The organism is Streptomyces viridosporus T7A (assembly GCF_008704515.1).
GTDB lineage: Bacteria > Actinomycetota > Actinomycetes > Streptomycetales > Streptomycetaceae > Streptomyces > Streptomyces viridosporus.
The window spans coordinates 5,606,177-5,632,617 of sequence record NZ_CP023700.1; the positions used below are offsets into that span (position 1 = coordinate 5,606,177).

Below are 26,441 nucleotides of genomic sequence, written 5' to 3' on the forward strand. Positions count from 1 at the left end.
CGCCGGGGTGAATTCGGTATCGGTTCGCTCACGGGGAGCAACCTCCGGCGCCGTTGCGCAGTCAGAGGTTGCATCACCGGCATCGAACGTGGAGTACGAGACGCACGCACGGGGAGCGCATATGTACATCAGGGGCGACCACGCCGAGCTGGTCGTCGGGGGCCGCCTCGACGTCCGCAGCGCGGCGGACGCCCGTACGGTCCTGCACTCGGCCGTCGACGACGGAGCCGGCGACCTGGTGCTGGACCTGTCCGAACTGGACTCCTGGGACGCCACCGGGCTCGGCGTGATCATGGGGGCCCACCGGCGGGCCGGCCGCTGCGGCCGACGGCTGGTGCTGCGCGGCGTACCGCCGCAGATGCAGCGCCTGCTGGTGGCCACCAGGCTGCACCGGATCCTGGCGATCGAGGGAGGCATCGGGGTGGACATGCTGCCCCGTGTGTGAGGTCCGCAAGGGTGGGAACCGGATGACCGGCACCACTCGGACCGGCCTCGGCGAACCGTGCGACGCGCGCACAATCCTCACGAGACCGTGACGTCACGGACGGCGCGGTACCCCGGACTGTCGTGGATACTGAGCGAAGGTTTAGGGTGCGGCTGCCCGCTGCCTCTCAACCCTCGAGCGGGTCCGGACCAGAAGCGACAGCGCGGTGTGCGGCAAGGCCGGGAGGGGCTCTGGGAACTGTCGGACTCGCGGCAGGGGGGAGTCCGACGACAGGACCCGGGCACACGACGCTTTTGGGGGGCTAGGACCTATGGACCCGAACAACCGGGGACCCGAGGAGTACGGCCATGAAGGCGACGGCCACGCGTCGCGCCAGCGCCCTCCCAGGGAATCCCTCACTTCCGACTTCGGACAGCACACACCGGCGCTCGCCCGCACGGTGCAGCTCGTCTCCGGCGACTTCCTGCTCACCGTCAACCCCGTCGACGGCAGCGAGATCGAGCCCTGCCCGCCCGCCGAACGGCCCACCCGCCCCGCCAAGCTCGACGAGGCCGGACGCGCCGAGGCCGAGCGGGCCGCCAGGCCGCCCGTCCCGCCGGGCCCGGCGCAGCCCGCGCTGCCGCTGCTGGCCCGTCAGGACGAGCGCGAGAAGCTGGTGCGGCTGCTCGCCCGCGGCCGCTCGGTACGCCTCACCGGCCCCGCCGGCTCCGGCCGCACCCGGCTCCTCGACGTCGTCGCCGAGGACTGCGCGGACCTCGCCCCCGACGGCGTCGTCCGGCTGAACGGCCACCGCCGCTCGGCCGAGGACCTGCTGTACGACCTGTTCTACGCCGTCCACGACGCCCCGCTGCACCGCCCGGAGCGGGACGAACTGGTGGAGTGCGCCCGGGAGATCGGGGCCGTCGTCGTCCTGGACGACCTCGAGTTCGGCGGGGCCGCGCTCGACGATCTGCTGGACGCCACCCCCGAGTGCGCCTTCCTGTTCGGCGCCACCCCGGACGTGCCCGCCCCGTCCGACGGATCCGGCGTCGAGGAGGTCGCCCTCGGCGGACTCGACCGCGCGGCGAGCCTCGACCTGCTGGAGCAGGCCGTCGGCCGCCGCCTCACCGAGGACGAGTCGAACTGGGCCGGCGACCTCTGGTTCGAGTCCGAGGGCCTGCCCCTGCGCTTCGTCCAGGCCGGTGCCCTGCTGCGGCAGCGCGACCGGCTGCGGGCCGGCGCCGGCGCCGTCGACGAGTTCGGCGTCTTCGAGGACGCCCGGCCCGACGACGCACCGCCGTACGACGCCGTCGACGGCGACGAGGTGCCGCTGCCCTCGCTCGGCGAGGCCGCCGCCCCCGCTCCGCTGCTCGCCTCCCGGCTCAGCGCCTCCGCCCGCGCCACCCTGCGGTTCGCCGTCGCGCTCGGCGGCGAGGTGCCCCACCAGGCGCACCTGCCCGCCCTGGTGGGCGACACCCACGCCGACGCCGCGCTCGGCGAGCTGGCCGCCTGCGGACTGGTCGGCCCGGTCGGCTCCCGCTACCGGCTCGCCGCCGGGGTGCCGGCCCAGCTGGAGGCCGCCGGATACGCCGACGAGGCCGAGGCCCAGGCCCGTGCCGCCGCCCAGCACTACGCCTGGTGGGCGGGGCACCCCTCGGTGACCCCGGAGCGGGTGTGCGCCGAGGCCGACGCGGTGCTCTTCGCGCTCTCCGTGCTGTCGCCGCTCACCCCGGCCGACCCCGAGGACGAGCAGGGGGCGGCCGTGCGGCTGGCCCGCGCCGCCGCCCCCGCGTTCGCCGCGGGACTGCACTGGAGCGCCTGGGAGAAGGCGCTGCGGGCCGGCGCGGAGGCCGCCCGGCTCGCCGGGGACGTGGCGGAACAGGCCTACTTCCACCACGAGCTCGGCGTCCACGCCCTGTGCGCCGGACAGCTCGACCGGGCCCGGGCCGAACTGGAGGCGTCCGTCGGCCTGCGCGGCGCCCTCGCCGACAAGCGCGGCATCGTCGCCGGCCGCCGTGCGCTGGCCCTGGTCGCCGACCGCTCCGGAACCCCGCTGGTGCTCGCGCCGACCGCGGAGGAGGAGGTGCCCGAGGCCCACGTCGAGGAGTCGGCCCCGCCGCCCCGCGGGACACCCACGGCCTTCCCGGCCCTCCAGCCGCCCGCCGACACCGCCCTGGTCGTCCACCGCACCGCGCCCGCGCCCGCGTCCACGCCGCCGGGCAGGGCGGGCGGCGGGCTGAAGAGCCTGGCCCGGCGCAACCTCGTGGCGGCCGGCGCGGGCGCCCTGCTGGTCGCCGTGCTGGGCACCGTGGTCACCCTCGGCGCCACCTCGGACAGCGACGCCGGCAGTCCGTCGGACGACGTCGGGGTCAACCCGTCCGCGAGCCAGGGCGTCGACGACGGCAGCCTGGGCGCCGACCCGGCGGCCGGCGGGGACGGCGACACCGGCAGGGCCACCAGCCGGCCGGCCGGCCCGGGTCCGGACGGCACCCCGGGCACCTCCGACGACCCGACGCCCACGGCCACCGGGTCGGACGAGCCGTCGGACGAGCCGAGCGGTACGACGGAGCCGGACGATCCCTCGAAGTCGCCGACGCAGTCCGCGACTTCCAGGCCGACGAAGACGAGCGGACCGCCCCCCTCGCCGTCTCCCGACCCCACCACGCCCACACAGGAGCCCACCGAGACGACGCCGACCCAGGAGCCGACCGAGACCACGCCGACGGAGGAGCCGTCCACCAGCGACTCCGCCAGCGGCCCCACCTCGTCCTCCCCGGCCCAGACGACCAGCTCGGCGAGCGCCCCGGAGAGCAGCGACGCCGGCATGCCCGGCGACCCGGAGACGGTGATCTGACGGGCGGCACGGACGAGGGCCGGGTTCCGTGGGGAACCCGGCCCTCGTCCGTCGCGGCGACGTGCGTGACGTGCGTCAGAACAGCCGCAGCTTGTCGTCCTCGATGCCCCGCAGCGCGTCGTAGTCGAGGACCTGGCAGCCGATGCCCCGGTCCGTGGCGAGCACGCGGGCCTGCGGCTTGATCTCCTGGGCGGCGAAGATGCCGCGCACCGGGGCGAGATGGGGATCGCGGTTCAGCAGCTCCAGATAGCGCGTGAGCTGTTCCACGCCGTCGATCTCGCCGCGCCGCTTGATCTCCACCGCCACGGTCCGCCCCTCCGCGTCCCGGCACAGGATGTCGACGGGGCCGATGGCGGTCATGTACTCGCGGCGGATGAGGGTGTAGCCCTCGCCGAGGGTCTCGATGCGGTCGGCGAGCAGTTCCTGGAGGTGTGCTTCCACGCCGTCCTTGATCAGGCCGGGATCGACGCCCAGTTCGTGCGAGGAGTCGTGGAGGACCTCCTCCATCGTGATGATGAGCTTCTCGCCCGCCTTGTTGACGACGGTCCAGACGCCCTCTTCCTCGCCGGTGCCCTCTTTGAGGGTGCAGGGCGGCGACATCCAGTTCAAGGGCTTGTAGGCCCGGTCGTCGGCGTGGATCGAGACGCTGCCGTCCGCCTTGACCAGGATCAGACGAGGTGCCGAGGGCAGGTGCGCGGTGAGCCGCCCGGCGTAGTCCACGGAGCAGCGGGCAATGACGAGACGCATGGTCGGCAACGCTACTCGACCGGCCCGCCCCGGCGCGATTCGTGTGCGCAGCGGTCCCGGGAGCCCCAGGAGGCACGTCCTGTATCTCCTGGAAAACGCGTGTTCGGCGATGGCCGATTACCGGCCCACAGGAAGTTCCGCATCCACGCATTCTCCTGGTGCGGTCACGGTCCGTTGCTTACGGTATTGAACGGGAGGTCGCGGTGCGTGTACGCAGCGTGTCCGATATCGCGGACTCCCGTATCTGTCAGGCAACCCCTGCTCGTCGGGGGTGCGAGAGGAGAACCCATGTCGCTCGACGTCTCACCGGCCCTACTCGAACAGGCCGAGCGAGGCGAGGTCGACGAAGCTGCCTTCGTCGACTGCGTCCGGACCTCCCTGCCCTTTGCGTGGGAGATGATCAGCTCCCTGGTGGCCCAGCTGAAGGTGGACGGTGGATCCTTCGCCGACAACCAGACGCCCCCGCCGGACGAGCAGGCACGCGGCCAGCTGCTGCGTGCGCTAGCGAGTGACGCGATACGCGGTGCGCTGCAACGGCACTTCGGTGTTCGGCTGGCCTTCCAGAACTGCCACCGGGTGGCCGTGTTCCCGCTCGACTCCTCGGTCGACGAGACGCTGGACCGCTTCACCTCGGTCCGCAGTCAGTTGCTGAACCAGTCGCCGGAACTGCGCGACTGCTGAGCACTCCACCGTTCGCTTGCCGCTCCGTACGCGGGAGGTGCAGTTCGTACCGGGGCGGCAAGCCTTGCGTGGAACCCCGGCTCGCTCAGCCGAGTTGGGGCAGTACCTCGGCTCCGAGCCGCCGGACGTTCTCCTCGGTCGCCGCCAGGTCGCCGGACCCCTCGACGAGCAGGGCGAAACGGGAGATCCCGGTCCGCTCACTGGTCGCCGCGAGCCGGTCGGCGCACAGCCGCGGGGTGCCCACCGGGTGCAGCCCGCAGAGCAGTTCGGTGTACGCCAGCGGGTCGCGCATCTGCCGCTTCCGGCCGTCCACCGTGATGTGCGCCTCGAGGCCCCGGCGCAGCCAGCCCGGCATCGCCTTCGTCAGCGTCTCCACCGCGTCCGCGCGCCGGTCCGCGATCTGGCAGACACCGGCCGAGACGTGGGAGACCCGGTGGACCTCCCGGGCCGGCCGCCCGCACGCGTGCGCGTGCTGCCGCCACAGGGCGACCATCTCGGCCTTCTCCTCGTCCCCGACGTGCATCCCGAGCAGCATCGGCAGCCCGCGCTCGGCGGCCAGCCGTACGCTCGCCGGGGAGGTGCAGGCGACCACGACCTCGGGGCCCTCGGCCTCGGTGAGCGCCTCCGACGGGCGCGGCACGACCGGGACCGTGCGGAAGCGGAAGCGCTCGCCGGCGGCCCCGACGGACGGTTCGCGCAGCCAGCGCACCAGCAGGTCGAGTGATTCCGGGAACCCCTTCTCGTACGCCTCCAGACCGGACCCGAACACCTCCAGGTCGACCCACGGCCCGCCGCGCCCGACCCCCAGCGAGAACCGGCCGCCACTGGTGACGTGCAGCAGCGCGGCCTGTTCGCCGAGCGCCACGGGGTGGGTGGTGGGCAGCACGCTCACCGCCGTGCCGACCCGCAGACGGCGGGTGCGTCCGAGCAGTAACGCGGCCAGGGTGACGGCCGACGGACAGGTGCCGTACGGCACGAAGTGGTGCTCGGCCAGCCAGACCGTGTCGAGCCCCGCCTCCTCGGCCACCTCGGCCGAGCGGACCGCGCGGTGCAGCGCCTCTCCCTCGCCCTGCCCGGGGAACTGGGCGGCCAACACGAAACTTCCCACACGCATTGCTTTCCTGCTTCCTTGGCCCCGACCCGGAGCTCCCCCACAGGGCATAACCGTCTGACACGTGCCGAGGACACGGCCGGGCGATGGACTTTGCGGATTGTCTGCAGAATGGGCCGCCCGGAAGGGCTCCGCGGGGCCGGGGGAGGGGACTTGTGACGTTTGGCGGAGTAACGCGTACCCCTGTGCGCGCCGCGTAGGCTGGAACCGGCCCCTGCATCCTGTATAGCCCCCGTGAGGTGTCCTGTGTCCCCGCGTCGCAACCGACCGAAGGGAGCCGGTTCGTCCGGCCGGAGCGTCGAGGAGGACCGGTCCGGCCGCTACGGCGGCTGGCAGTCCACGGAGAGCTGGCAGGACGAGGAGTGGAGCGTGCGGCACGTGGCGGGGTCCAGCGCCCGGGGCAAGGCCTACCGCTGCCCCGGCTGCGACCAGTTGATCCCGGACGGAGTGCCGCACGTGGTGGTCTGGCCGGAGCACTCGGGGGTCGACGAGCGCCGGCACTGGCACAAGGCGTGCTGGAACGCCAAGGACCGCCGCACCACGCGGGTGCAGCGGTCCCGTAACGCGCCGAGGTTCTGACCGGGGGCGAGGAGCCCGTCAGACGTCCCGCTTCTCCAGCAGGGCGAAGGCGCCGCCCAGGGCCACGGCGGTGACCCCGAGCATGATCCACAGCGGGTCCCAGCCGGACGGGCCGGACTCGCTCAGGGAGTTGGCGTAGAAGATGCTCATCTGGTTCGGGATGGAGTACTCGAACAGCGCCTGCTGAACGTCCTGCAGCGAGGACGAGAACATGAACAGCGCGATCACCAGCGGGGCGAGCACGGCACCGATCATGATGGTGATGGCGCCCGCCGAGTGCCGGACGATCGAGCCGACGGCCAGCGAGAACGTGCCGAGCAGCGCGAGGTAGAACGAGATGCCGAGCGTGCCCTTCAGCCACTCCTCGCCGGAGGGGGCCTTGGCCTCGCCCTCCAGCATCGCCACGTGCGCGAAGCCGACGAGCGCGGCGGACACCAGGGTCACCACGAAGGCGACCAGGAAGAACACCACGGCCTTCGCCGCGAGGACCCGCGCGCGCGAGGGACAGGCGACCATCGTGGTGCGGATCATGCCGGTGCTGTACTCGGAGGCGGTGGTCAGCACGCCCAGCGTCATGATGCACATGCTGCCCAGCAGCAGTCCGAAGAAGCCCAGGCCCAGCGGGCTCTCCTCGCCCAGGCCGGCGTCCTGGCCCGCCACCACCAGGCCGGTCAGCAGGCCGATGCCGACGACGAGCAGCACGAACACGCCCAGCGTCCACATCGTGGAGCGCACCGACCTGATCTTCGTCCACTCGGAGGCGAGCGCGTGCCCGAGGTGCGTGCGCACCACCGGGATCGGCGAGGTGTAGCCGGGATACGCCGAGCCGGAGGCGGGATACGCCGAGCCGGGGGCGGGGTACGCCGAGCCGGGGGCGGGGTACGCCTCGCCGGGGGCGGGAGGTGCGGAACCGGGCGCCGCCTGCCCTTCGGGTGCGGCGGTCTGCGGCATCGGGGGCTGGGGCGAGCTCATCGGGCGTCCTCGGGCTTGGTCACGTCGGAGGCGGTGGGGGCGGTCGGGGGCGCGGCGGGCGGTGCGGCCGGGGCCTGGGGCGCCTGCGGGGCCGCCTGCGCGTACGGGTTGGCCGCGGGGGCGCCCGGAGCGCCGTAGGGGCCCGCGGGGGCCTGTGGCGCGCCCTGCGGCACCGTGAAGGGCTGCCCGCCCTGCTGGGGCGGCGGCGGGGCGTACCAGCCGGGCTGGCCCTGGCCCGGCACCGGCATCGGCGGCTGCACGTCGGGCGGCAGCGGCTGCTGGAGCCCCGCCTTCTGGTCGGTGGTCGAGCGGTAGTCGACGGCGCCCTGCGTCATCCGCATGTACGCCTCCTCCAGCGAGGCCTGGTGCGGGGACAGCTCCCACAGCCGTACGCCGGTGTCGTGGGCGATGTCGCTGATGCGCGGCAGCGGCAGTCCCGTCACCCGCAGCGCGCCGTCCTGCTCGGGCAGGACGTGGCCGCCGGCCTCGGTGATCGCGGCGGACAGCTTCTCGCGCTGCTGCGGCTCGGTGTCGGGCGTGCGCACGCGCGCGAAGTCGGCGGAATTGGCGGAGATGAAGTCCTTCACGCTCATGTCGGCGAGGAGCTGGCCCCGCCCGATGACGATGAGGTGGTCGGCGGTGAGCGCCATTTCGCTCATCAGGTGGGAGGAGACGAAGACGGTGCGGCCCTCGGCGGCCAGCGACTTCATCAGGTTGCGCACCCAGAGGATGCCCTCGGGGTCGAGGCCGTTGACCGGCTCGTCGAACAGCAGCACCTGGGGGTCGCCGAGCAGCGCGGCGGCGATGCCGAGCCGCTGGCCCATGCCGAGCGAGAAGCCCTTCGAGCGCCGGCCGGCCACCTGGTGCAGGCCGACCACGCCCAGCACCTCGTCCACGCGCCGGGCCGGGATGCCGGAGAGCTGGGCCAGGGACAGCAGGTGGTTGCGGGCGGACCGGCCGCCGTGCACCGCCTTGGCGTCCAGCAGCGCGCCGACCTGGCGGGGGGCGTTGGGCAGTCTGCGGTACGGGTAGCCGCCGATCGTGACGTGGCCCGCGGTGGGGTTGTCCAGGCCGAGGATCATCCGCATCGTCGTCGACTTGCCGGAGCCGTTGGGGCCCAGGAAGCCGGTGACGGCGCCGGGTCGCACCTGGAAGGACAGGTTGTACACAGCGGTCTTGTCGCCGTAGCGCTTGGTCAGGCCGACTGCCTCGATCATGCTCCGCACCCATCGAAAGGTTCAGGACAGCAGGGCATACGCCCCCGTAAGGGTTAGGAGGATATCCAGGCGCTGACGGTTCCGCCCAAGGCGAGGTAAAAACCGCACGGATCAGGCCCCTCGCCGGGCGTCACTAGGCGTCGCGCCGCTTGAGCAGCACGTAGCCGCCGACGAGCGCGGCGAGTACCCACAGCACCATGATCCCGAGGCCGCCCCAGGGCCCGTACGGGGTGTCGTCGCCGACCGGCGGCACCACCTGCATGATCCTGCTGCCGGCATGGTCGGGCAGGAAGCGGACGACGTCCTTCGTCGCGTCGACGTAGCCCAGGATGTTGGAGATCAGGAAGAAGAACGGAACCAGGATGCCGAGCGACAGCATCGGCGAGCGCAGCATCGTGGCGACGCCCATCGAGAACACCGCGATCAGGGTCATGTAGAGGCCGCCGCCGATGACCGCGCGCAGCACCCCGTCGTCCCCGAGGGACGCCCGGTGCTCACCGAGCATCGCCTGGCCCAGGAAGAAGGCGGCGAAGCTGGTGGCCAGGGAGACCACGAGCGCGAGCACGGTGGCGACCGCCAGCTTGGCGAACAGGAACGTGCCGCGCTGCGGTACCGCCGCCAGCGAGGTGCGGATCATGCCGGTGCTGTACTCGTTCGACACCACCAGCACCCCGAACACGATCATCGCGAGCTGGCCGAGGCTCATCCCGGCGAAGCTGATGAACGTCGGGTCGAAGGTGAGTCGGTCCTGCGTGCTCATCCGGCCGAACTCGCTTCTCGCCAGCGCCGAGATCAGCATGCCGAGCGCGATGGTGACGACCACCGCCAGGGAGAGCGTCCACACCGTGGACGCCACCGACCGGATCTTGGTCCACTCGGACCGGATGACCTGTACCGTCGCCATGCTCAGCCCTTCTTCCAGCCGTCGCCCCACTGCTGCGGGGACACGGGCGTACCGGAGTGGGCGTGGTACTCCACCGACTCCGCGGTCAACTGCATGAACGCCTCCTCCAGCGAGGCCTGTTGCGGGCTCAGCTCGTGCAGCACCAGCCGGTGCCGGGCGGCCAGCTCCCCGATGTGCTCGGCCTTGTCGCCGTCCACCTCCAGGGTCCCGTCACCGCTCTCCACGGCGGTGATCCCGGCCTGGTGCAGCACGTCCAGCAGCCGTTCCCGCTGCGGGCTGCGGATGCGGACGTAGGAGCGGGAGTTGCGTGCGATGAAATCGGCCATGGAGGTGTCGGCGAGCAGCCGGCCCTGGCCGATGACGACGAGGTGGTCGGCGGTCAGCGCCATCTCGCTCATCAGGTGGGAGGAGACGAAGACGGTGCGGCCCTCGGCGGCCAGCGACTTCATCAGGGTGCGGATCCAGTGGATGCCCTCGGGGTCGAGGCCGTTGACCGGCTCGTCGAACATCAGGATCCGCGGGTCGCCGAGCAGCGCGGCGGCGATGCCGAGCCGCTGGCCCATGCCGAGCGAGAAGCCCTTGGCCTTCTTCCGCGCCACCGCCGTCAGTCCGACCGTGTCCAGCACCTCGCGCACCCGCCGCTCCGGGATGCCGTTGCTCTGGGCGAGGCACAGCAGGTGGTTGCGGGCACTGCGGCCGGGGTGCGCGCCCTTCGCCTCCAGCAGGGCGCCGATGGAGGTCAGCGGGTCCTTGAGCTCGTCGTAGTGCCTGCCGTCGATCCGGACGTCCCCGGCGGTGGGCCGGTCCAGGCCCAGGATCATCCGCATGGTGGTCGACTTGCCCGCCCCGTTGGGGCCGAGGAAGCCCGTGACGATGCCCGGTCTGACCGTGAAGGTCAGGTGGTCGACCGCCGTCTTCTCGCCGTACCGCTTGGTCAGCCCCTCGAGCTCGATCATGCGGCCACGCTAGAACGGGGCGAAGCCCTCTGCCACCCCAGTGGCGGAGGGCTTCGCCCGATGTTCGGTCGCCGTGTCCCGAAACGTCAGCGGGACTGCTGGGCCGGGACCCCGCGGGAGATCGGCTCGTCCTCGGTGGCGGGCGTGCCGGTCGCGGCCACCGCGGCGCCCGTGAGCGTGGCGAGCATCTCGCGGACGTTCGTCAGCTGGGCGTTGATGGAGTCGCGGCGGTTGGTCAGGGCCGCGAGCTCGCGCTCCGATTCCGAACGGATCCGGTCGGCCTTGGCGTTGGCGTCGGCCACGATGTCCTCGGCCTGGCGCTGCGCGGTCTCCACGGTCTGGCGGGCGCGGCGCTCGGCGTCGGTGCGCAGCTTCTCGGCCTCCAGGCGGAGCTGCTCCGCGCGGTGCTCGATCTCGGCGAGACGCTTCTCGGCCTTGGCCTGACGGGACGCCAGGTCGCGCTCGGACTGCTCGCGGCGCTTGGCGAGGTTCGTCTCGAAGTCGGCGGCGGCCTGCGCGGCCTTGGCGCGGGTCTCCTCGAAGAGGGCGTCCGCCTCCTCCCGCTTGGACTGCGCGTCCTTCTGCGCCTCGGACCGAAGCTGTGCGGCTTCGCCCTGGGCCTTCTCGACGATCCGTACGCCCTCGTCCTCGGCCTTCGCCTTGCGCTCGGCGGCGTAGGACTCGGCGTCGTTGCGTACCTGCTGGGCGGCCGACTCGGCGAGCTCACGGTGCTGCTCCGCCGCGCGACGGGCCTCCTCGCGCAGGTCCTTCGCCTCTTCCTCGGCGAGCCGCAGGATCTTCTCGACCCGGGCGCCGAGCCCGGCGTACGACGGCTCGGCGTCGCTGACCTGGGCCTGGGCGTTCTGGGTCTCGAGGTGGAGTTCCTCGATGCGCTTTTCCAGAGCGGTGATGCGGGCGAGTGCACTGTCACGGTCGGAGACGAGCTTGGAGATACGTTCGTCCACCTGAGCGCGGTCGTACCCACGCCGCACAAGCTCGAAGCCGTAGGGGGAAGTGTCGCTCATGGGGTTCCTGTCGAAAGAGACCGGTGAGGTGATAGGTGGAATCCTAGGCGCCGATGCGGTGTGTCATCGAGCGGATGCACGTTTGATACGGAGAATGACACCTCTTTTGGGTGGCTGGCCGTCGGACAGCTTGCCAGAGCCTTGGTCAAAACCCCCAAAACCAGGGGGGTTTTGACCGGTTCGCTAGCTATTTGACGACTTGCCACTCGAACGGGCGGCACCCGCGGAGGCCCCCGCCTTGACCCCGTTGTCCTTGCCTCCCGACGGCGCCTCGAACGACTCGAGCGCCTCCAGGACGTCCTGGACCCGGGAGATCTCGGCCTGGATGTCCTCCCGGCGGCGCACCAGGACCTCCAGCTCGCGCTTGCCCTCCTCGACCGTGCGCCGCGCCTCGCGGACCGCCTCGGCCTTCAGCTCCTCGGCCTCCCTGATCAGCGCGGCCTTCTTCTGCTCGGCCTCCTTCAACAGGCCCTCGGCCTTCTTCACCGCGGCGATGCGCACCTTGCCCGCCTCGGAGTTGGCCTCGGAGACGAGTTCCTTGGCCTTCGCCTCGGCCTTGGCGAGCTGCTCCTCGGCGGCCTTGATGAGCGCGTCGCAGCGGTCGCCCGTGGACTTCATCGTCTCGGCCGCCTCCCGGCGGGCCCGCTCGTGCAGCTCCTCGATCTCGCTCGTGACGCGCTCGCGCAGCTCCTCCGCGCGCTCCCGGATCTGCGTCGCGTCCCGGCGCGCGCCGACCAGCAGCTCGTCCGCGTCCGCACGGGCCTTCTCCACACGCGTGTTGCCCTCGACGGTCGCCTCGGACACGATCCGCTCGGCCTCGCTGCGGGCCGCGCCGACCATCGTGTCCGCCTGCGCCTCGGCGTCCGCGGTCGTCTTCTGCGCCTGCTGCTGCGCCTCGGTGAGCAGCTTGTCCGCCTCGGCGGTGGTCTCCGTGATGAGCTTGTCGACCTGCTCGGCGGCCTCGGTACGCCGCTTGTTGGCCTCCTTGCGGGCCTCGTCCAGCGTCCGCTCGGACTCCTCGCGCGCGGACGACACCAGGCGCTCGGCCTCCGCCTCCGCGTCGGTCCTGACCCGCTCGGCCTCGCCGCGGATCCGCTCCGCGTGCTGCTGCGCCGCCCCCACGGTCTGGGCGGCCTCGGCCCGCAGCCGCTCCGCGTCGCCCGTGGCGTCCGCGATCAGCTTCTCCGCCTTGGCGACCGAATCGGCCCGCACCCGCTCGGCCTCGGCGACCGTCTCCGTGCGCAGCCGGTCGGTCTCCGCGACGGTCTCGACGGTGAGCCGCTCGGCCTCGCTCCGCGCCTCGGTGATGAGGGCGTCCGCCTGCGTCGCCGCGTCCGAACGGATCCGGTTGGCGTCCTCGCGGGCGTCCGCCCGGGTGCGCGCCGCGCTCTGCTCGGCCTCGGCGATGGTGTCCGAGGCCTCCGTGCGCACCCGCTGGGCGTGCTCGGTGACCTCCGTGCGGATCCGGTCGGCCTCCGTGATCGCCTCGGACACCGTGCGCTCGGCCAGCGTCTTGGCGGCCTCCGTCTCCTCCCGCGCCTCGCGCCGCAGCCGGCCCGCGTCCTCGGACGCCCGCTCCCGCTCCGCGTAGGCGTCGGCGCGGACCCGCTCCGCCTCCTCCTCGGCCTCGCGGCGGGTGCGCTCCGCCGCGTGCTCGGCGGCGCTGCGCAGCCCGGCGATCTCCTCCTGGGCCTGCTCCTGCAGCCCCGCGACGGAGTCCCGCACCTGCTGGGCGTGCTGCTCGGCGGCCGACACCATCTCGGTGGCGCGCCGGTCGGCCTCCTCGACCAGGCGCACGGCCTCCGCCTGCGCCTCCTCCACGCGCGTGCGCGCCGAGGCCAGCAGCTCCTCGCTCTGCTCGCGGGCCCGCTCGCGCTCCTGGTCGGCCTCCTGCCGCGCCGCACCGAGGAGTTCCTCGGCCTCGCGGCGGCGCCGGGCGGCCTCCTCCTGCGCGGCGGCCAGCGTCTCCGACGCCTCCGCGCCCAGCCGCTCGGCGGCGGCCTGGGCCTCGGCCCGCACCCGGTCGGCGCTGTCCTGCGCCTCCGACTTCAGCCGCTCCGCCTCGGCCGCGGCCTCCGAACGCAGCCGTACGGCGACGGCCTCGCCCTCGGCGCGGGACGCGGACGCGTCGGCGGCGGCCTCGGTGCGCAGCCGCTCGGCCTCCGCCTCCGCCTGCTGCTGGAGCGCGCGGATCCGCTCGGCGGCCTCGGTGCGCAGCCGCTCGCCCTCCTCGGACGCCTCCCGGCGGATCCGGGCCGCCTCCTCACGGGCGTCGCTCAGCGCCTGCTCGGCGGCGGCGAGCCGCTCCTCGGCCTCCGTGTGCAGCCGCGTCAGCTCCTCGGTGGCCTCCGCGCGCCGGGCCTCGACGGCCCGCTCGGTCTCCTCGCGCAGCTCGCGCGCGGCCCGCTCGGCGTCCTCCTTGAGGGCCTCGGCCTGCTCGGCGGCCTCCGCACGGTGCCGCTCGGCCTCCTGGCGGGTGCGCTCCAGCGTCTCCTCGGCCTGCCGGCGCAGCGCGGTGGCGCGCTCGATGGCCTCGGTGCGGACCTTCTCGCTGTCCGTCTGCGCGGTGGAGCGCAGCTCGTCCGCGTCCGCCTTGGCCTTGGCGAGCAGTTCCTCGGCGGTCTTCGCCGCCTCCTCGATCTGCGCCACGGCCTCCTTGCGGGCCTCCGCGCGGATCTTCTCGCCCTCGGCGACCGCGTCGGCGCGCAGCTGCTCGGCCTCGCCGCGCAGCCGGCGGGCCTCCTCCTGCAGCTCGACCGTCTTGGCGCGGTACTCCTTGGTGTCGTCCTTGGCGGCGCCCTTGAGCTGCTCGGCGATGTCGTGCGCCTCGGCCCGCAGCCGGTCCGCCTCGGCCTCGGCCTCCCTGCGGATCCGCTCGGCCTCCTCGGCGGCGGCCCTGGTGGTCTTCTTGGCGTCCTCCGACGCCTTGTTGAGCACGTCCTCGGCGGTCTTCGCCGCCTTGGACAGCTGGGTGGCCGACTCCTCGGCGGTGATCGTGCGGGCCTTCTCGGCGGCCTCGGCGACGATCTTCTCGGCCTCCGCGCGGGCGTCCGCGACCAGCTGCTCGGCCTCGGACTTGGTCTGCTCGGCCTCCTTCGTGGCCTCCTGGACCAGCCGGGCCACCTGCTCCTTGGCGGTGCGCGTCCGGGTCTCGTTCGCCGACTCGGCGGAGGCGAGCGCCTTGGCGGCGGCCTCCTTGGCCTCGGCGAGCACCTTCTCCGCCTCGGTGCGGGCCTCGCGCAGCGCGGTCTCGGCCTCCGCCATGCGCTGCTCGGCGGCCCTGCTGAGCTCCTGCGCCTCACGGCGCGCGGCCTGCGTCTCGCCGGCGGTCGACGTCCGCAGTTGCTCGGCGTGGTCGGTGGCCTCCTGGGCCTGCGCGGAGGCGGCGTTCAGCAGCCGCTCCGCGTCCGCGCGGGCCCGGCGCAGGAGCTGCTCGGCCTCCGCGCGGGCCGACTCGGCCTCGCTCTGCAGCCGCTGGCGCGCCTCGGCGGTCAGCCGCTCCGCCTCCGCACGCGCGGCGGCCATGGCCTGCTCCGCCTCCGCGCGGGACTCCTCGAGCAGCCGGCGGGCCTGGGCCTCCGTCCGGGCGCGCAACTGCTCCGCCCAGGCCACGTTCTCGTTGACGTGCGACTCGACGGTCTGCCGGCGCTCCGCCAGCTCCTGGTCGAGCTGCTGGCGCCGGGTCACCGCCTCCTGGTGCAGCTCCGCCTGGAGCCGGGCCGCCTGCTCCGCGTGCTCCTGCAGGATCCGCTGGGTCTGCGCCCGCGCCTGGCTCAGCTCCCGCTCGGCGTCCGCCCGCAACTGGTCGGCCTGCAGCTGCGCGTTGCGCAGCAACTGCTCGGCCTGGTAGCCGAGGTCCCCGCCGTCGTAGGCGGGCCGGGACATGATGGTGCGGCGCGCCTCGTGCAGCTTGGCGCGCAGCACCTCGACCTGGTAGCCGAGGTCCTCGGCGTGCTGGATCGCCTTTTCCCGCTCGGTCTTCAGCCGCTTCATCTCGGCTTCGAACCGAGAGAGGTGGTCGACGTCAGCCGCCGGCTCTCGCTCCTGGCTCTCGTAGCCCCGCACTGCGCGGTCCCATCCGTCCCCTGGTCGCAAGTCTGGCCGAGCCCCGTCCGTCCGGCGAACGGTGCTCCCGGGGAATGGTGTCAGATCGGCGGCGGAGCATGGGCTGCTGCCCCGGCGCTCGCCCCCCTCAACCCGGACCCCGGTCGGTCCCGCCGTCGTTGACGGCAGGACCCGGTCACCCTGGATCGAGCGGCGACCGCACCCAACCCTACCGGCCCATATGTACGTGGGTCAGTGCTCAGGTGACTCAACCGGCGCCGAAGTGACCAGTTCTGTCAGTACGCCATGGCAGTCCTTGGGGTGCAGGAAGGTGATGCGTGACCCCATGGAGCCGCGCCGGGGCTCCTCGTACAGAACGCGTACGCCCTTGTCCTTGATGGCGGCGGCGTCGGCGTCGACGTCCGCCGTGCCGAAGGCGATGTGGTGGACGCCCTCGCCGTTCTTCGCCAGCCACTTGGCGACCGTGGAGTCCTCCCGGGTCGGTTCCAGCAGCTGGAGGTAGGAGGCTCCGCCGTCCGAGGTGCCGTTGATCTTGAGCATGGCCTCGCGCACGCCCTGCTCCTCGTTGACCTCGGAGTGGAACACCTCGAAGCCGTAGGTGGCACGGTAGAACTCGACGGTCCTGTCGAGGTCGAAACAGGCGATCCCGATGTGGTCGATTCGCGTCAGCATGGTTTCAGTGCAGCGCTCCCGGGGTGGTTACGCAACGTGCGCGCGATCACACCGACGGCCCGATGACGGGGTGCGCCGGGCCTCAGTACATTCGAAGTAAACCCTCGTTCACTCCTCGGCTGTGCAGGCCGGTAAGGGGATCGCAGCTCATGTCTTCTGCATCTTCCGCAGCGAACGGCACGACGTCCGTCATCGTCGCGGGCGCCCGCACCCCGATGGGTCGGCTGCTCGGTTCGCTCAAGTCCTTCTCCGGGGCCGACCTCGGCGGCTTCGCGATCAAGGCCGCCCTCGACCGTGCGGGGATCGGCGGCGACCAGGTCCAGTATGTGATCATGGGGCAGGTGCTCCAGGCCGGGGCGGGGCAGATCCCGGCACGTCAGGCCGCCGTCAAGGCGGGCATCCCGATGAACGTCCCGGCGCTCACCATCAACAAGGTGTGCCTCTCCGGCCTCGACGCCATCGCGCTGGCCGACCAGCTGATCCGGGCCGGCGAGTTCGACGCGGTCGTCGCCGGCGGCCAGGAGTCCATGACCAACGCCCCGCACCTGCTGCCGAAGTCCCGCGAGGGCTTCAAGTACGGCGCCGTCCAGATGCTCGACGCCATGGCGTACGACGGTCTGACCGACTCCTTCGAGGGCGTCGCCATGGGCGAGTCCACCGAGAAGCACAACACGCGCCTGGGCATCGGCCGCCAGGAGCAGGACGAGATCGCCGCCCTGTCCCACCAGCGGGCCGCCGCCGCGCAGAAGAACGGCGTCTTCGAGGCCGAGATCACCCCGGTCGAGATCCCGCAGCGCAAGGGCGACCCGGTCCTGTTCAGCAAGGACGAGGGCATCCGCGGCGACACCACCGCCGAGTCGCTCGGCAAGCTGCGCCCCGCCTTCGCCAAGGACGGCACCATCACCGCCGGCTCCTCCTCGCAGATCTCGGACGGTGCGGCGGCCGTGGTCGTGATGAGCAAGGCCAAGGCGCAGGAGCTCGGCCTGGACTGGATCGCCGAGATCGGCGCCCACGGCAACGTGGCCGGCCCCGACAACTCCCTGCAGTCGCAGCCGTCCAACGCGATCCTGCACGCCCTGAAGAAGGAGGGCCTGGAGGTCTCCGACCTCGACCTCCTCGAGATCAACGAGGCGTTCGCCGCGGTCGCGGTGCAGTCAATGAAGGATCTCGGCGTTTCCGCCGAAAAGGTGAATGTCAACGGTGGTGCCATCGCCCTGGGTCACCCGATCGGGATGTCCGGCGCGCGGCTCGTGCTGCACTTGGCGCTGGAGCTGAAGCGGCGCGGCGGCGGGGTCGGCGCGGCGGCGCTGTGCGGCGGCGGTGGCCAGGGTGACGCGCTGATCGTGCGGGTACCCAAGGCCTGAGCCGGATGTGTTTGCTGGTTTCCCCCTCGTGAACGGAGCTGTGATGCAGGACGTCTCCACTCTGGTGGCCCGGGCCAGAGAGGGCAGGCCGCGGGCCGTGGCCCGGCTGATCTCCCTGGTGGAGGGGGCGTCCCCGCAGTTGAGGGAGGTCATGGCGGCCCTGGCACCGCTCACCGGCAACGCGTACGTCGTCGGTCTGACCGGCTCGCCGGGCGTCGGCAAGTCGACGTCCACCTCGGCACTGGTGACCGCGTACCGCAAACAGGGCAAGCGGGTCGGCGTCCTGGCCGTCGACCCGTCCTCGCCGTTCTCCGGCGGCGCCCTGCTCGGCGACCGCGTCCGGATGTCGGAGCACGCCTCCGACCCCGGCGTCTACATCCGCTCCATGGCCTCCCGCGGTCACCTCGGCGGCCTCGCCTGGGCCGCGCCGCAGGCCATCCGGGTCCTGGACGCGGCGGGCTGCGACGTGATCCTGGTCGAGACGGTCGGCGTCGGCCAGTCGGAGGTGGAGATCGCCTCCCAGGCCGACACCTCCGTCGTCCTGCTCGCCCCCGGCATGGGCGACGGCATCCAGGCCGCCAAGGCCGGGATCCTGGAGATCGGTGACGTCTACGTCGTCAACAAGGCCGACCGCGACGGCGCCGACGCCACCGCCCGGGAGCTGAACCACATGCTCGGCCTCGGCGAGTCCCGCGCCCCCGGCGACTGGCGCCCGCCGATCGTCAAGACGGTCGCCGCGCGCGCGGAGGGCGTCGACGAGGTCGTCGAGGCGCTGGAGAAGCACCGCGCGTGGATGGAGGAGCGGGGCGTCCTGGCGGAGCGCCGGCTGGCCCGTGCCTCCCGCGAGGTCGAGACGATCGCCGTCACCGCCCTGCGCGAACGCATCGGCGACCTCCACGGCGACCGCCGGCTCGGCGCCCTGGCGGAACGGATCATCGCCGGCGAGCTGGACCCGTACCGGGCGGCGGACGAACTGGTGGCGGGGCTGACGCAGAGCTGACCCCTGGGCGCAGGTGAGGGGCGGCGGAGCGGATGGTTCCGCCCCGCCGCCCCTCATCCGCACCCTCAGGCGTCGTCCCCGTCGTCCCCGTCGTCCCCGTCGTCATCGGAGCCGTCGTCGGAGTCGTCGTCCCCGTCCGCCGTGACCTTGCCGCTGTTCAGGCCGACCCGCCAGTCCCGGTCGTCCCCGCCGGAGGCCCGGGTCTCGACCTCCCAGCCCGCGTCGCCGTCGTCGTCCAGCTCCACCGACGTCACCGTCCCCTCGGCGGCCGCCGCCCTCGCGGCCTCCTCGGCCGTCACCGACGTCCCCTTCAGCGCGGCCCGCACCTCGTCGGCGTCGTCCTCGTCGTCCTGCCGGGCATCCAGGACCTTGCCGGTGGCCGGGTCGACCCACACGCTGTACCAGGTGTCGCCGCCGGCGAGGACGTCGACCTCCCAGGCCGTCCTGCCCCCGTCGTCGTCCTCGTCGTCCAGTTCCACGGAGACGGCGGTGCCCGGCGTGTGCTTCAGGGCGGCGGCGACGGCTTCGGCGGCGGTCACCTTCGAGGAGGCCGCCTGCGCGTCGTCGTCGCGGTCGTCGCGGTCGTCGCGGTCGCCCCGGTCGTCGCGGTCGTCGTCGCGGTCACGCGCTCCGTCGTCGTCCCGGCCGTCGTCGTCGCGGTCGTCGCGGTCGTCGTCCGCCGCCCAGGTGTTCGTCTGCCGCTTCGGCGCGTCGTCCCCCGAGACCGCGAGGGCCGTCGCCGTACCTCCTCCGACGAGGGCTGCGGCCGTGACGGCGGCGATCACGATGTTGCGCTTCATGCGGGTTCCTCCCCTGTCGTTCTTTTTCGACGCCTTCAATCTCGCCGACCGAGGCTGAAAGGAACCTGAAACCGCCTGAAGTGATCTTCAGGTTCCCTTTGCGACCCTTGGGGGCATGCGCCTGTTGATCGTGGAGGACGAGAAGCGGCTCGCCCTGTCGCTCGCCAAGGGACTGACCGCCGAGGGCTATGCCGTGGACGTCGTCCACGACGGCCGGGAAGGGCTGCACCGGGCCACCGAGGGCTCGTACGACCTGGTCGTCCTCGACATCATGCTGCCCGGCCTGAACGGCTACCGGGTCTGCGCCGCCCTGCGCGCCGCCGGGCACGACGTGCCGATCCTGATGCTCACCGCCAAGGACGGCGAGTACGACGAGGCCGAGGGCCTGGACACGGGCGCCGACGACTACCTCACCAAGCCGTTCTCGTACGTCGTCCTCGTCGCCCGCGTCAAGGCGCTGCTGCGCCGCCGTCAGGGCGCCGGGGCCTCCCCGGTGCACGTGCACGGCGACCTCAGGGTGGACACCGCCGCCCGCCGGGTCTTCCTGGGCGAGGACGAGGTGGCGCTGACCGCCAAGGAGTTCTCCGTCCTGGAGCAGCTGGTGCTGCGGGCCGGCGAGGTGGTCTCCAAGGCGGAGATCCTGGAGCACGTCTGGGACTTCGCCTACGAGGGCGACCCGAACATCGTCGAGGTCTACGTCAGCGCCCTGCGCCGCAAGCTGCGCGCCGGGCTGATCCGGACCGTGCGCGGCGCCGGGTACCGGCTGGAGACGGCGCGGTGAACCGGCTGTTCGGCTCGGTCCGGTCGCGGGCGACGCTCGGCGCGACCCTGGTGGTCGCCGTGGCCCTCGTCACGGCGGGGTTCGCCGTGGTGCTGGCGCTGCGCTCCAACCTGACCGCCGAGGCGGGCACCCGGGCGGAGCGCTCCGCCCGGGCGGTCGCCTTCGATCTGGCCGCCCGGACGGCGTACGAGGACCTGACGGGGCTGGACGGCGACGACGGGCCGGTGCAGATCCTCGACGAGGACGGCGGGCTGGTCGCGGCCAGCGAGGACCTGGAGCGGATCAGCGGCACGGCGACCGACGAGGTGAAGCCGCGTCCGGCCCCGCCCGCCCCGGGCGACGACGATGACGACTCCGACGACTCAGGCGACTCGGGCGACTCCGACGATTTTGACGACCCGGACGACTCCGACCACGCCGAGGACTCCGGCGGCTCCGGCGAGGACCTCGCCCCCGGTGAGATCGCCGGCGAGACCACCTTCGGGAACGGCTCCGCGACGATCGACGGCGACACCGAGGACTACCGGTTCGCGGCCGTCGACGTGCAGACCCACGACCGGGGCCGGCTCACCGTCTACGCGGGAGCGCCGCTCGCCGCCGAGCACAGTGCCGTGGACACCGCGCAGACCGCGATGCTCATCGGCCTCCCGCTGCTGCTGGGCGTGGTCGCCGGCGTGACCTGGATGGTCACCGGGCGGGCCCTGCGGCCGGTGGAGGGCATCCGCCGGGAGATGGCCGCGATCACCGCCTCCGAGGACCTCGCCCGCCGCGTCCCGGAGCCCGGCACGCACGACGAGATCGCCCGGCTCGCCCGCACCACCAACGAGACGCTCACCGCGCTGGAGGCGTCCGTGGAGCGGCAGCGGCGGTTCGTCGCCGACGCCTCGCACGAGCTGCGCAGCCCGATCGCCTCGCTGCGCACCCAGCTGGAGGTGGCCGCCGCCCACCCCGAGCTGCTCGACCTGGACGGCGCCGTCGAGGACACCGTGCGGCTCCAGCACCTCGCCGCCGACCTGCTGCTGCTCGCTCGGCTGGACGCGGGGGAGCGGCCCGCCGACAGCCTCGTCGACCTGGCCGCGCTGGCCCGGGAGGAGACCGCGGGCCGGACGGGGGTGGTGGTGCGGACGGAGCCGGCGCAGGTGACCGGCTCGCGGGGGCAGCTGGGGCGGTTGCTCACCAACCTGCTCGACAACGCCCGGCGGCACGCCCGCGAGACGGTCACGGTGACCGTCCGGCGGGAGGGGGCCTGGGCGGTGCTCGGCGTCGCGGACGACGGGGAGGGGGTGCCCGAGGCCGACCGCGAGCGGATCTTCGAACGGTTCGTCCGGCTGGACGCCGCCCGCAGCCGCGACGACGGCGGCGCCGGGCTGGGGCTCGCCATCGCGCGGGACGTCGCCGTACGGCACGGCGGGACGCTCACGGCCGGTGCGGCGCCGACGGGCGGAGCCCTGTTCGAGCTCCGTCTGCCGCTCGTCGAGGAGGGGTGACGCCCCTGCGGCCCGTGCTGTCCGGCACGGTGCTGCCGGCCAGGTCCCGGTCTGGTCCCGGTCAGGGCGTCAGGGGCGTCCCCGCTGCCCGCGCAGGTGTTCCGCGATGGGTTTGAGGGCCTTGTCGAGTTCGGTGAGGGCCTCGGGGGAGAGCAGGTCGATGAAGTGGCGGCGCACGGACGCCACGTGGTGGGGCGCGACCTTCCGCATGGTCTCCAGGCCGTGCTCGGTGAGGACCGCGTAGAGCCCGCGGCGGTCGGACTCGCAGTTCTCCCGCCGGACCAGGTCCGCGTTCTCCATGCGGGTGATCTGGTGCGAGAGGCGGCTCTTGGACTGCATGGTGGCGGAGGCGAGGTCGCTCATCCGCATCCGCCGGTCCTCCGACTCGGAGAGGTTCACCAGGATCTCGTAGTCGTTCATTGTCAGGCCGAACGGCTGCAGATCTTTCTCGAGCTGGTAGGTCAACAGCCTGTTGACCTCCAGGTGGGTGCGCCAGGCGCACTGCTCTGCGTGGGTCAGCCAGCGCGTGGCCGTCTCGGTCTCCATGAATGAAGTCTACCTAAGAAGTTGAAAGACGAACTAATGAGGCTTCCGTGTGACATGGTGCGCACGCGTTCGACGTCACACTCCGCAGACTACCGCTCACAGCCCGAAGCGACGCTGGAGGTCGCCCAGCTGTCCGGGAAGGCGCGGTGATCCGGACGGCTGCCCGGACCCGCCGGGCGACGCTCCGCCGGGCACCCCCGACTGCTGCGGAGTGACCCCCACGGCCTGCTCCGGCATCAGCTTCTCGGACGACTGGAGCAGCACCGTGCCGGCTCCCACGAACTCGAACTGGTGCTCCTCGCCCGAGGCCCCGCCGAGCCCCGTCATCGCACGTAGACCGCCCACCAGGCCGGTCAGGTAGCCGTGGTCGTAGTGGTGGCACGGAGAGGGGCAGTCGGCCCATCCGACCAGCGCCTGCGGGTCCACCCGGACGGGGGGCTCCAGGAAGACCACCGGACCGTTGGACGCGGCCACGAATCTTCCGGTTCCGATCAGGGTCAGGAAACCCGGCACGATCGACTGCTTCAGCGAGAGACTTGGCTGAAAAGCGAGGAGGTTGCCCGAGCGAATGGTCAGGTTGCCGTCGTCCAGGTCGTACGAATTCACGTCGAAGGCCCGGTCGGCGAGGAGCATCTTGCCCGAGCCCTCCGCCACGACCCAGTCGCTCGCGTGCAGAGGCGAATGGAACGCCGTACGGACGAGCCGGTCGAGCCGGCCGTGTCCGACGCCGTTGAACTCGATCGATCCGTAGTAGGCGATCATCTTCCCCTTCTGCATGAACCACTGGGTGCCCCTGAGTTCCACGCAGAAGGTGTAGGGGGTGACGTTGTCGTCGGACGGCAGCGTCGTCGGGTCGTGGTGCACGGTGCTCACCTGGGGTACCTCCGAGAGGGCCCCGGCCTCCTCGGGCCGGGGAAGAAGTGGATCCCCGTGAAGCGGGGCAGGGGGCAGGGCGTGGCCCGGTCGGAGGAGGCCCGCCGCGACGGGGAGGCGGCCCGGGCCGGGAGCCCCCGCCCGCCGGGGGAGGGGGCGGTCAAAGCTTCTCCTCCGACGCCTGGACGTACACCGCACCGCTGCCGCTCAGCTCCAGCTGGAACGCCTCTCCCGAACCGCGGCCCACCATGTCCCGCCAGCCGAGGGCCGTGGACAGCTTGTTGCGGACGTCGCCGTGGTGGGCGACGTAGGCCTGCGGGTCGACGCGCACCGGCCGCTGCGGGGTGATCGGGATCTCGATCACCCCGCCGTGGGCCATCACGGCGACGGAGCCGTGCCCCTTCAGCGAGGTCGTGAACAGCCCCTGCCCGGAGACCTGGCCCCGGACCATCCCCATCACCCCGCCCTGCGACCCGAGGAACACCGTGCCCTGCTCCAGCGTGCCCTCGAAGGCCAGCAGCCGGTCCGCCTCGACGTACAGGGTGTCCCCGGACAGGTTGATCACCTGCACGTCGTGGCCGCCGTGCCCGAACAGGACCGTGCCGCTGCCCTCGACGGTCATCAGGGGCGTGTCCTCGTTCGCCACGCGCCGGCCGATCATCGACACCAGCCCGCCCTGGCCGCCCCTCAGGTTCGGGGTGAAGCTCACCTCCCCCTGGTACGCGAGCATCGCGCCGCGCTGGCTGAACAGCCGCAGGCCCGGCGCCACGGTCGCCTCGACCACCTTCGAGTTGATCTCCCGGAAGGCCATGTCAGACGTCCCCCGCGATCGTGTTCCGCTCACTGGGCTGCACGTAGACCAGTCCGTCGCCCTCGAACCGGATCTGGAAGGCCTCGCCGCCGCCCTCGCCGATCAGGGTGCGGAAGGTCGCGCCGGACTGGAAGGACTGCCTCAGGTTCCCCTGGTGGGCCACATAGGCGCCGGGATCGACCGTCAGCGGGTACTGCGGGCCGACCCGGAGCACCACCACGGGGCCGTCCGACAGGAGCGCCGCCCGGCCGTGCCCCTCCACGGTGGTCGTGAACAGCCCGTTGCCCTGCGCGGCACCGCGCATCCCCGTGAAGCCGGTGCCGGTGCGCAGTGCGCCGTCGACCGCCAGCAGGTTGCTCGACTCCACGTAGAGCTTGTCCCCCTGGAGGTCGACGAGATTGATCTCGGACGCGCGGTCCGCGAACCAGCAGGTCCCGTGCCCCTTCACCTCCATCACCGTCATCTGCTCGCCGGTCAGCCGCCGGGTCACCATCCCCCGCAGGCCCTCACCGCCACCCGTGAGCTTCTTGAAGGCCATCTCGCCGTCGTACGCGACCATGGAGCCGTTCTTCGCCTTCACGGCGTCCCCGGTCATGTCGACGGCGAGCACCCTGCTGCTCTGAAGCCTGAACATCGCCACGGATGTGACGGTAGCGGCCGCTTTGCCCCGCCGACAGGTCCCGTGGGGGAGTCGGAACCCGATCGGCCCCCTACGGGCTACGGACCGGCCGGGACGCCCGGCGGCCGGGACCCGGGATCCCGGGGACCCCCTCGGGTGATCACGGAGGAGATTTGCCACAATGGGCGGACGCTTGTGCGTGCGTTCACAAACCGTCCGACCCGTCGACACCGACGTCCCTCCCACCGAAGGTGATCCGTGGACATCAAGACCGCCACCGCCCTCCGCCGCCTCCGCCTGGTCTCGGGCCCCGAGGCGATCTCGTTCCTCGTCCTGCTCGTCTGCTCGGTCCTGAAGCGGACCACGGACTTCAACGCCGTCCCGGTGATGGGCGCGGTCCACGGCTTCCTCTTCGTCCTGTACGTGCTCTTCTGGGCGGACGCCTGGAACCGCGCCAAGTGGCCGCTGAAGACCGCCGCCTTCTACTTCCTGATGTCGGTCCTGCCCCTCGGCGGCTTCTTCGCCGAGCGCCGGCTCAAGCGCGAGGCCGAGGACGCGGTGATCGCCACCCGCGCCCGGAACGAAGGAGTGGTGAACGCGTGATCGTCGCCTTCTCCGTGACGCCGCTCGGTGTGGGCGAGGACGTGGGGGAGTACGTCGCCGACGCCGTGCGGGTGGTCCGCGAGTCCGGGCTGCCGAACCGCACCGACGCCATGTTCACCTCGGTCGAGGGCGAGTGGGACGAGGTCATGGACGTCGTGAAGCGCGCCGTCGCCGCGGTGGAGGCACGGGCTCCGCGCGTCTCCCTGGTCCTCAAGGCCGACCTCCGCCCGGGGGTGGAGGACGGCCTCACCTCCAAGGTGGAGACCGTCGAGCGGCACCTGGCGCGGGACGCCGGGTAGCCGGCGACCGACGAAGCGGTCGGCGGGGCCGGTGCGGTCCCGCCGACCGAAGGGCGAGACGGGGCTGACCAGCATATGACCGGCCGGTAGGGTCGGTGCCGTGCCGAAGCCGCTCAGTCTCTCGTTCGATCCCATCGCCCGCGCCGACGAGCTCTGGAAGCAGCGCTGGGGAAGCGTGCCGTCGATGGCCGCGATCACGTCGATCATGCGTGCGCACCAGATCCTGCTGGCCGAGGTCGACGCGGTGGTCAAGCCGTACGGGCTGACGTTCGCGCGGTACGAGGCGCTGGTGCTGCTGACCTTCTCCAAGGCGGGCGAGCTGCCGATGTCCAAGATCGGCGAGCGGCTGATGGTGCACCCCACGTCGGTGACGAACACCGTGGACCGGCTGGTGAGGTCGGGCCTGGTGGACAAGCGCCCCAACCCCAACGACGGCCGCGGCACCCTGGCCCGCATCACCGACAAGGGCCGCGAGGTGGTCGAGGCGGCCACCCGCGACCTGATGGCCATGGACTTCGGCCTCGGCGCCTACGACGCCGAGGAGTGCGGCGAGCTCTTCGCGATGCTCCGGCCGCTGCGGCTCGCGGCGGGGGACTTCGAGGAGGGGTGACGCGGCCCACGTGCCCCGGTCCGGGATGGCCCGGAACGGGCCGTTACGCTCGACTGCATGAAGAAGAGCGTGCTGACGCGCTACCGCGTCATGGCCTACGTCACCGGTGTCCTGCTCGTCCTGCTGGTCTTCGGCATGATCGGCAAGTACATCCTCGGGGTGGACGGCGCGGACGACTTCACCCAGGTGGTCAGCATCGCCCACGGCTGGCTGTACGTGGTGTACCTGATCTTCGCCTTCGACCTCGGTTCCAAGGCGAAGTGGCCGGTCAAGAAGCAGATCTGGGTGCTGCTGGCGGGCACCGTGCCGACGGCCGCCTTCTTCGTGGAGCGCGGGATCAGCCGCGAGCTGGAGGCCAAGGTCGCGGCCGAGGCGCCCGCGACCGCCGGGGCGTAGCGTTCCGGGCGTCACCGCCGCATGGAGCAGCGTGCGGCGGTCAGC

General features: G+C 72.4%; 26 protein-coding genes. 12 read left to right on the forward strand and 14 right to left on the reverse strand.

Features of this window, described 5'->3' with window-relative positions:
* Positions 1-121 precede the first annotated feature (121 nt).
* Positions 122-445 (forward strand): STAS domain-containing protein, encoded by a 324-nt coding sequence (locus CP969_RS26060; RefSeq protein WP_004983313.1) that lies wholly within the window; start codon positions 122-124, stop codon positions 443-445.
* A gap of 310 nt (positions 446-755) precedes the next feature.
* The gene (locus CP969_RS26070; protein WP_016824610.1) at positions 756-3,278 is read left to right on the forward strand and encodes an ATP-binding protein; all 2,523 of its coding nucleotides are present in this window, start codon (positions 756-758) and stop codon (positions 3,276-3,278) included.
* 75 nt (positions 3,279-3,353) lie between these two features.
* Here the strand turns inward: CP969_RS26070 and nucS are convergent, their stop codons facing one another.
* A complete protein-coding gene (gene nucS, locus CP969_RS26075) occupies positions 3,354-4,025 on the reverse strand; it encodes an endonuclease NucS (RefSeq protein ID WP_026084867.1) in 672 nt (223 codons plus the stop codon).
* Positions 4,026-4,313: 288 nt separating this feature from the next.
* On the opposite strand from nucS, the gene CP969_RS26080 reads away from it, so the two are divergent.
* On the forward strand, positions 4,314-4,706 hold the full coding sequence (locus tag CP969_RS26080; RefSeq protein ID WP_004983310.1) for an SCO5389 family protein: 393 nt from the start codon (positions 4,314-4,316) through the stop codon (positions 4,704-4,706).
* A gap of 85 nt (positions 4,707-4,791) precedes the next feature.
* On the opposite strand, the gene CP969_RS26085 is transcribed toward CP969_RS26080, so the two are convergent.
* The gene (locus tag CP969_RS26085; RefSeq protein ID WP_016824608.1) at positions 4,792-5,820 is read right to left on the reverse strand and encodes an LLM class flavin-dependent oxidoreductase; all 1,029 of its coding nucleotides are present in this window, start codon (positions 5,818-5,820) and stop codon (positions 4,792-4,794) included.
* Between the two features lie 243 nt (positions 5,821-6,063).
* Between CP969_RS26085 and CP969_RS26090 the strand changes: the two genes are divergently transcribed.
* Positions 6,064-6,396: a hypothetical protein gene (locus CP969_RS26090; RefSeq protein WP_016824607.1), complete on the forward strand. Its 333-nt coding sequence runs from the start codon at positions 6,064-6,066 to the stop codon at positions 6,394-6,396.
* Between the two features lie 18 nt (positions 6,397-6,414).
* Here CP969_RS26090 and CP969_RS26095 read toward each other — a convergent pair whose 3' ends face one another.
* From CP969_RS26095 to mce, 7 genes are all read right to left on the reverse strand, one after another.
* On the reverse strand, positions 6,415-7,368 hold the full coding sequence (locus CP969_RS26095) for an ABC-2 transporter permease (protein ID WP_026084866.1): 954 nt from the start codon (positions 7,366-7,368) through the stop codon (positions 6,415-6,417).
* A complete protein-coding gene (locus tag CP969_RS26100) occupies positions 7,365-8,585 on the reverse strand; it encodes an ABC transporter ATP-binding protein (RefSeq protein WP_150474966.1) in 1,221 nt (406 codons plus the stop codon). The genes CP969_RS26095 and CP969_RS26100 overlap by 4 nt, the downstream gene beginning before the upstream one ends.
* Before the next feature lie 133 nt (positions 8,586-8,718).
* Positions 8,719-9,489 carry an ABC transporter permease gene (locus tag CP969_RS26105; RefSeq protein ID WP_004983303.1) on the reverse strand — a complete coding sequence of 257 codons (771 nt, stop codon included), beginning with the start codon at positions 9,487-9,489 and terminating at the stop codon, positions 8,719-8,721.
* Between the two features lie 2 nt (positions 9,490-9,491).
* Positions 9,492-10,445, reverse strand: coding sequence for an ABC transporter ATP-binding protein (locus CP969_RS26110; RefSeq protein WP_004983300.1), 954 nt, complete (start codon positions 10,443-10,445; stop codon positions 9,492-9,494).
* A gap of 86 nt (positions 10,446-10,531) precedes the next feature.
* Positions 10,532-11,470, reverse strand: coding sequence for a coiled-coil domain-containing protein (locus tag CP969_RS26115; RefSeq protein WP_004983298.1), 939 nt, complete (start codon positions 11,468-11,470; stop codon positions 10,532-10,534).
* A 183-nt stretch (positions 11,471-11,653) separates the two neighbouring features.
* Positions 11,654-15,535 carry a polarized growth protein Scy gene (scy, locus tag CP969_RS26120; protein WP_150474967.1) on the reverse strand — a complete coding sequence of 1,294 codons (3,882 nt, stop codon included), beginning with the start codon at positions 15,533-15,535 and terminating at the stop codon, positions 11,654-11,656.
* A gap of 231 nt (positions 15,536-15,766) precedes the next feature.
* Positions 15,767-16,207: a methylmalonyl-CoA epimerase gene (gene mce, locus CP969_RS26125; RefSeq protein WP_004983295.1), complete on the reverse strand. Its 441-nt coding sequence runs from the start codon at positions 16,205-16,207 to the stop codon at positions 15,767-15,769.
* A gap of 149 nt (positions 16,208-16,356) precedes the next feature.
* Between mce and CP969_RS26130 the strand changes: the two genes are divergently transcribed.
* Positions 16,357-17,571 carry an acetyl-CoA C-acetyltransferase gene (locus tag CP969_RS26130; protein WP_078495352.1) on the forward strand — a complete coding sequence of 405 codons (1,215 nt, stop codon included), beginning with the start codon at positions 16,357-16,359 and terminating at the stop codon, positions 17,569-17,571.
* Positions 17,572-17,614: 43 nt separating this feature from the next.
* Positions 17,615-18,571, forward strand: coding sequence for a methylmalonyl Co-A mutase-associated GTPase MeaB (meaB, locus tag CP969_RS26135; protein WP_016824602.1), 957 nt, complete (start codon positions 17,615-17,617; stop codon positions 18,569-18,571).
* Positions 18,572-18,636: 65 nt separating this feature from the next.
* Here the strand turns inward: meaB and CP969_RS26140 are convergent, their stop codons facing one another.
* Positions 18,637-19,371, reverse strand: a complete 735-nt coding sequence (locus CP969_RS26140) for a PepSY domain-containing protein (protein WP_016824601.1) — start codon at positions 19,369-19,371, stop codon at positions 18,637-18,639.
* Between the two features lie 115 nt (positions 19,372-19,486).
* On the opposite strand from CP969_RS26140, the gene CP969_RS26145 reads away from it, so the two are divergent.
* Entirely contained in the window at positions 19,487-20,152 is a 666-nt protein-coding gene (locus tag CP969_RS26145; RefSeq protein ID WP_004983291.1) for a response regulator transcription factor, read from the forward strand.
* Complete coding sequence (locus CP969_RS26150; RefSeq protein WP_016824600.1) at positions 20,149-21,639, forward strand: sensor histidine kinase; 1,491 nt, start codon at positions 20,149-20,151, stop codon at positions 21,637-21,639. Before CP969_RS26145 ends, CP969_RS26150 begins: the two co-directional genes overlap by 4 nt.
* A gap of 69 nt (positions 21,640-21,708) precedes the next feature.
* Here the strand turns inward: CP969_RS26150 and CP969_RS26155 are convergent, their stop codons facing one another.
* The 4 genes from CP969_RS26155 to CP969_RS26170 all read right to left on the reverse strand — a co-directional run bounded on the left by CP969_RS26155 (position 21,709) and on the right by CP969_RS26170 (position 24,503).
* On the reverse strand, positions 21,709-22,185 hold the full coding sequence (locus CP969_RS26155) for a MarR family winged helix-turn-helix transcriptional regulator (protein ID WP_004983289.1): 477 nt from the start codon (positions 22,183-22,185) through the stop codon (positions 21,709-21,711).
* A gap of 96 nt (positions 22,186-22,281) precedes the next feature.
* The gene (locus CP969_RS26160) at positions 22,282-23,058 is read right to left on the reverse strand and encodes an AIM24 family protein (RefSeq protein ID WP_004983288.1); all 777 of its coding nucleotides are present in this window, start codon (positions 23,056-23,058) and stop codon (positions 22,282-22,284) included.
* A 160-nt stretch (positions 23,059-23,218) separates the two neighbouring features.
* Positions 23,219-23,869, reverse strand: coding sequence for an AIM24 family protein (locus tag CP969_RS26165; protein ID WP_004983287.1), 651 nt, complete (start codon positions 23,867-23,869; stop codon positions 23,219-23,221).
* Between the two features lies 1 nt (position 23,870).
* Positions 23,871-24,503, reverse strand: coding sequence for an AIM24 family protein (locus tag CP969_RS26170; protein WP_039830865.1), 633 nt, complete (start codon positions 24,501-24,503; stop codon positions 23,871-23,873).
* Positions 24,504-24,746: 243 nt separating this feature from the next.
* On the opposite strand from CP969_RS26170, the gene CP969_RS26175 reads away from it, so the two are divergent.
* The 4 genes from CP969_RS26175 (at position 24,747) to CP969_RS26190 (ending at position 26,396) form a co-directional block, all read left to right on the forward strand.
* Positions 24,747-25,091, forward strand: coding sequence for a DUF3817 domain-containing protein (locus tag CP969_RS26175; protein WP_004983284.1), 345 nt, complete (start codon positions 24,747-24,749; stop codon positions 25,089-25,091).
* Complete coding sequence (locus tag CP969_RS26180) at positions 25,088-25,390, forward strand: MTH1187 family thiamine-binding protein (RefSeq protein WP_004983282.1); 303 nt, start codon at positions 25,088-25,090, stop codon at positions 25,388-25,390. The genes CP969_RS26175 and CP969_RS26180 overlap by 4 nt, the downstream gene beginning before the upstream one ends.
* Before the next feature lie 100 nt (positions 25,391-25,490).
* On the forward strand, positions 25,491-26,000 hold the full coding sequence (locus CP969_RS26185) for a MarR family winged helix-turn-helix transcriptional regulator (protein ID WP_004983280.1): 510 nt from the start codon (positions 25,491-25,493) through the stop codon (positions 25,998-26,000).
* A gap of 57 nt (positions 26,001-26,057) precedes the next feature.
* Positions 26,058-26,396, forward strand: a complete 339-nt coding sequence (locus CP969_RS26190) for a DUF3817 domain-containing protein (protein ID WP_016824598.1) — start codon at positions 26,058-26,060, stop codon at positions 26,394-26,396.
* The last annotated feature ends 45 nt before the right edge of the window (positions 26,397-26,441 follow it).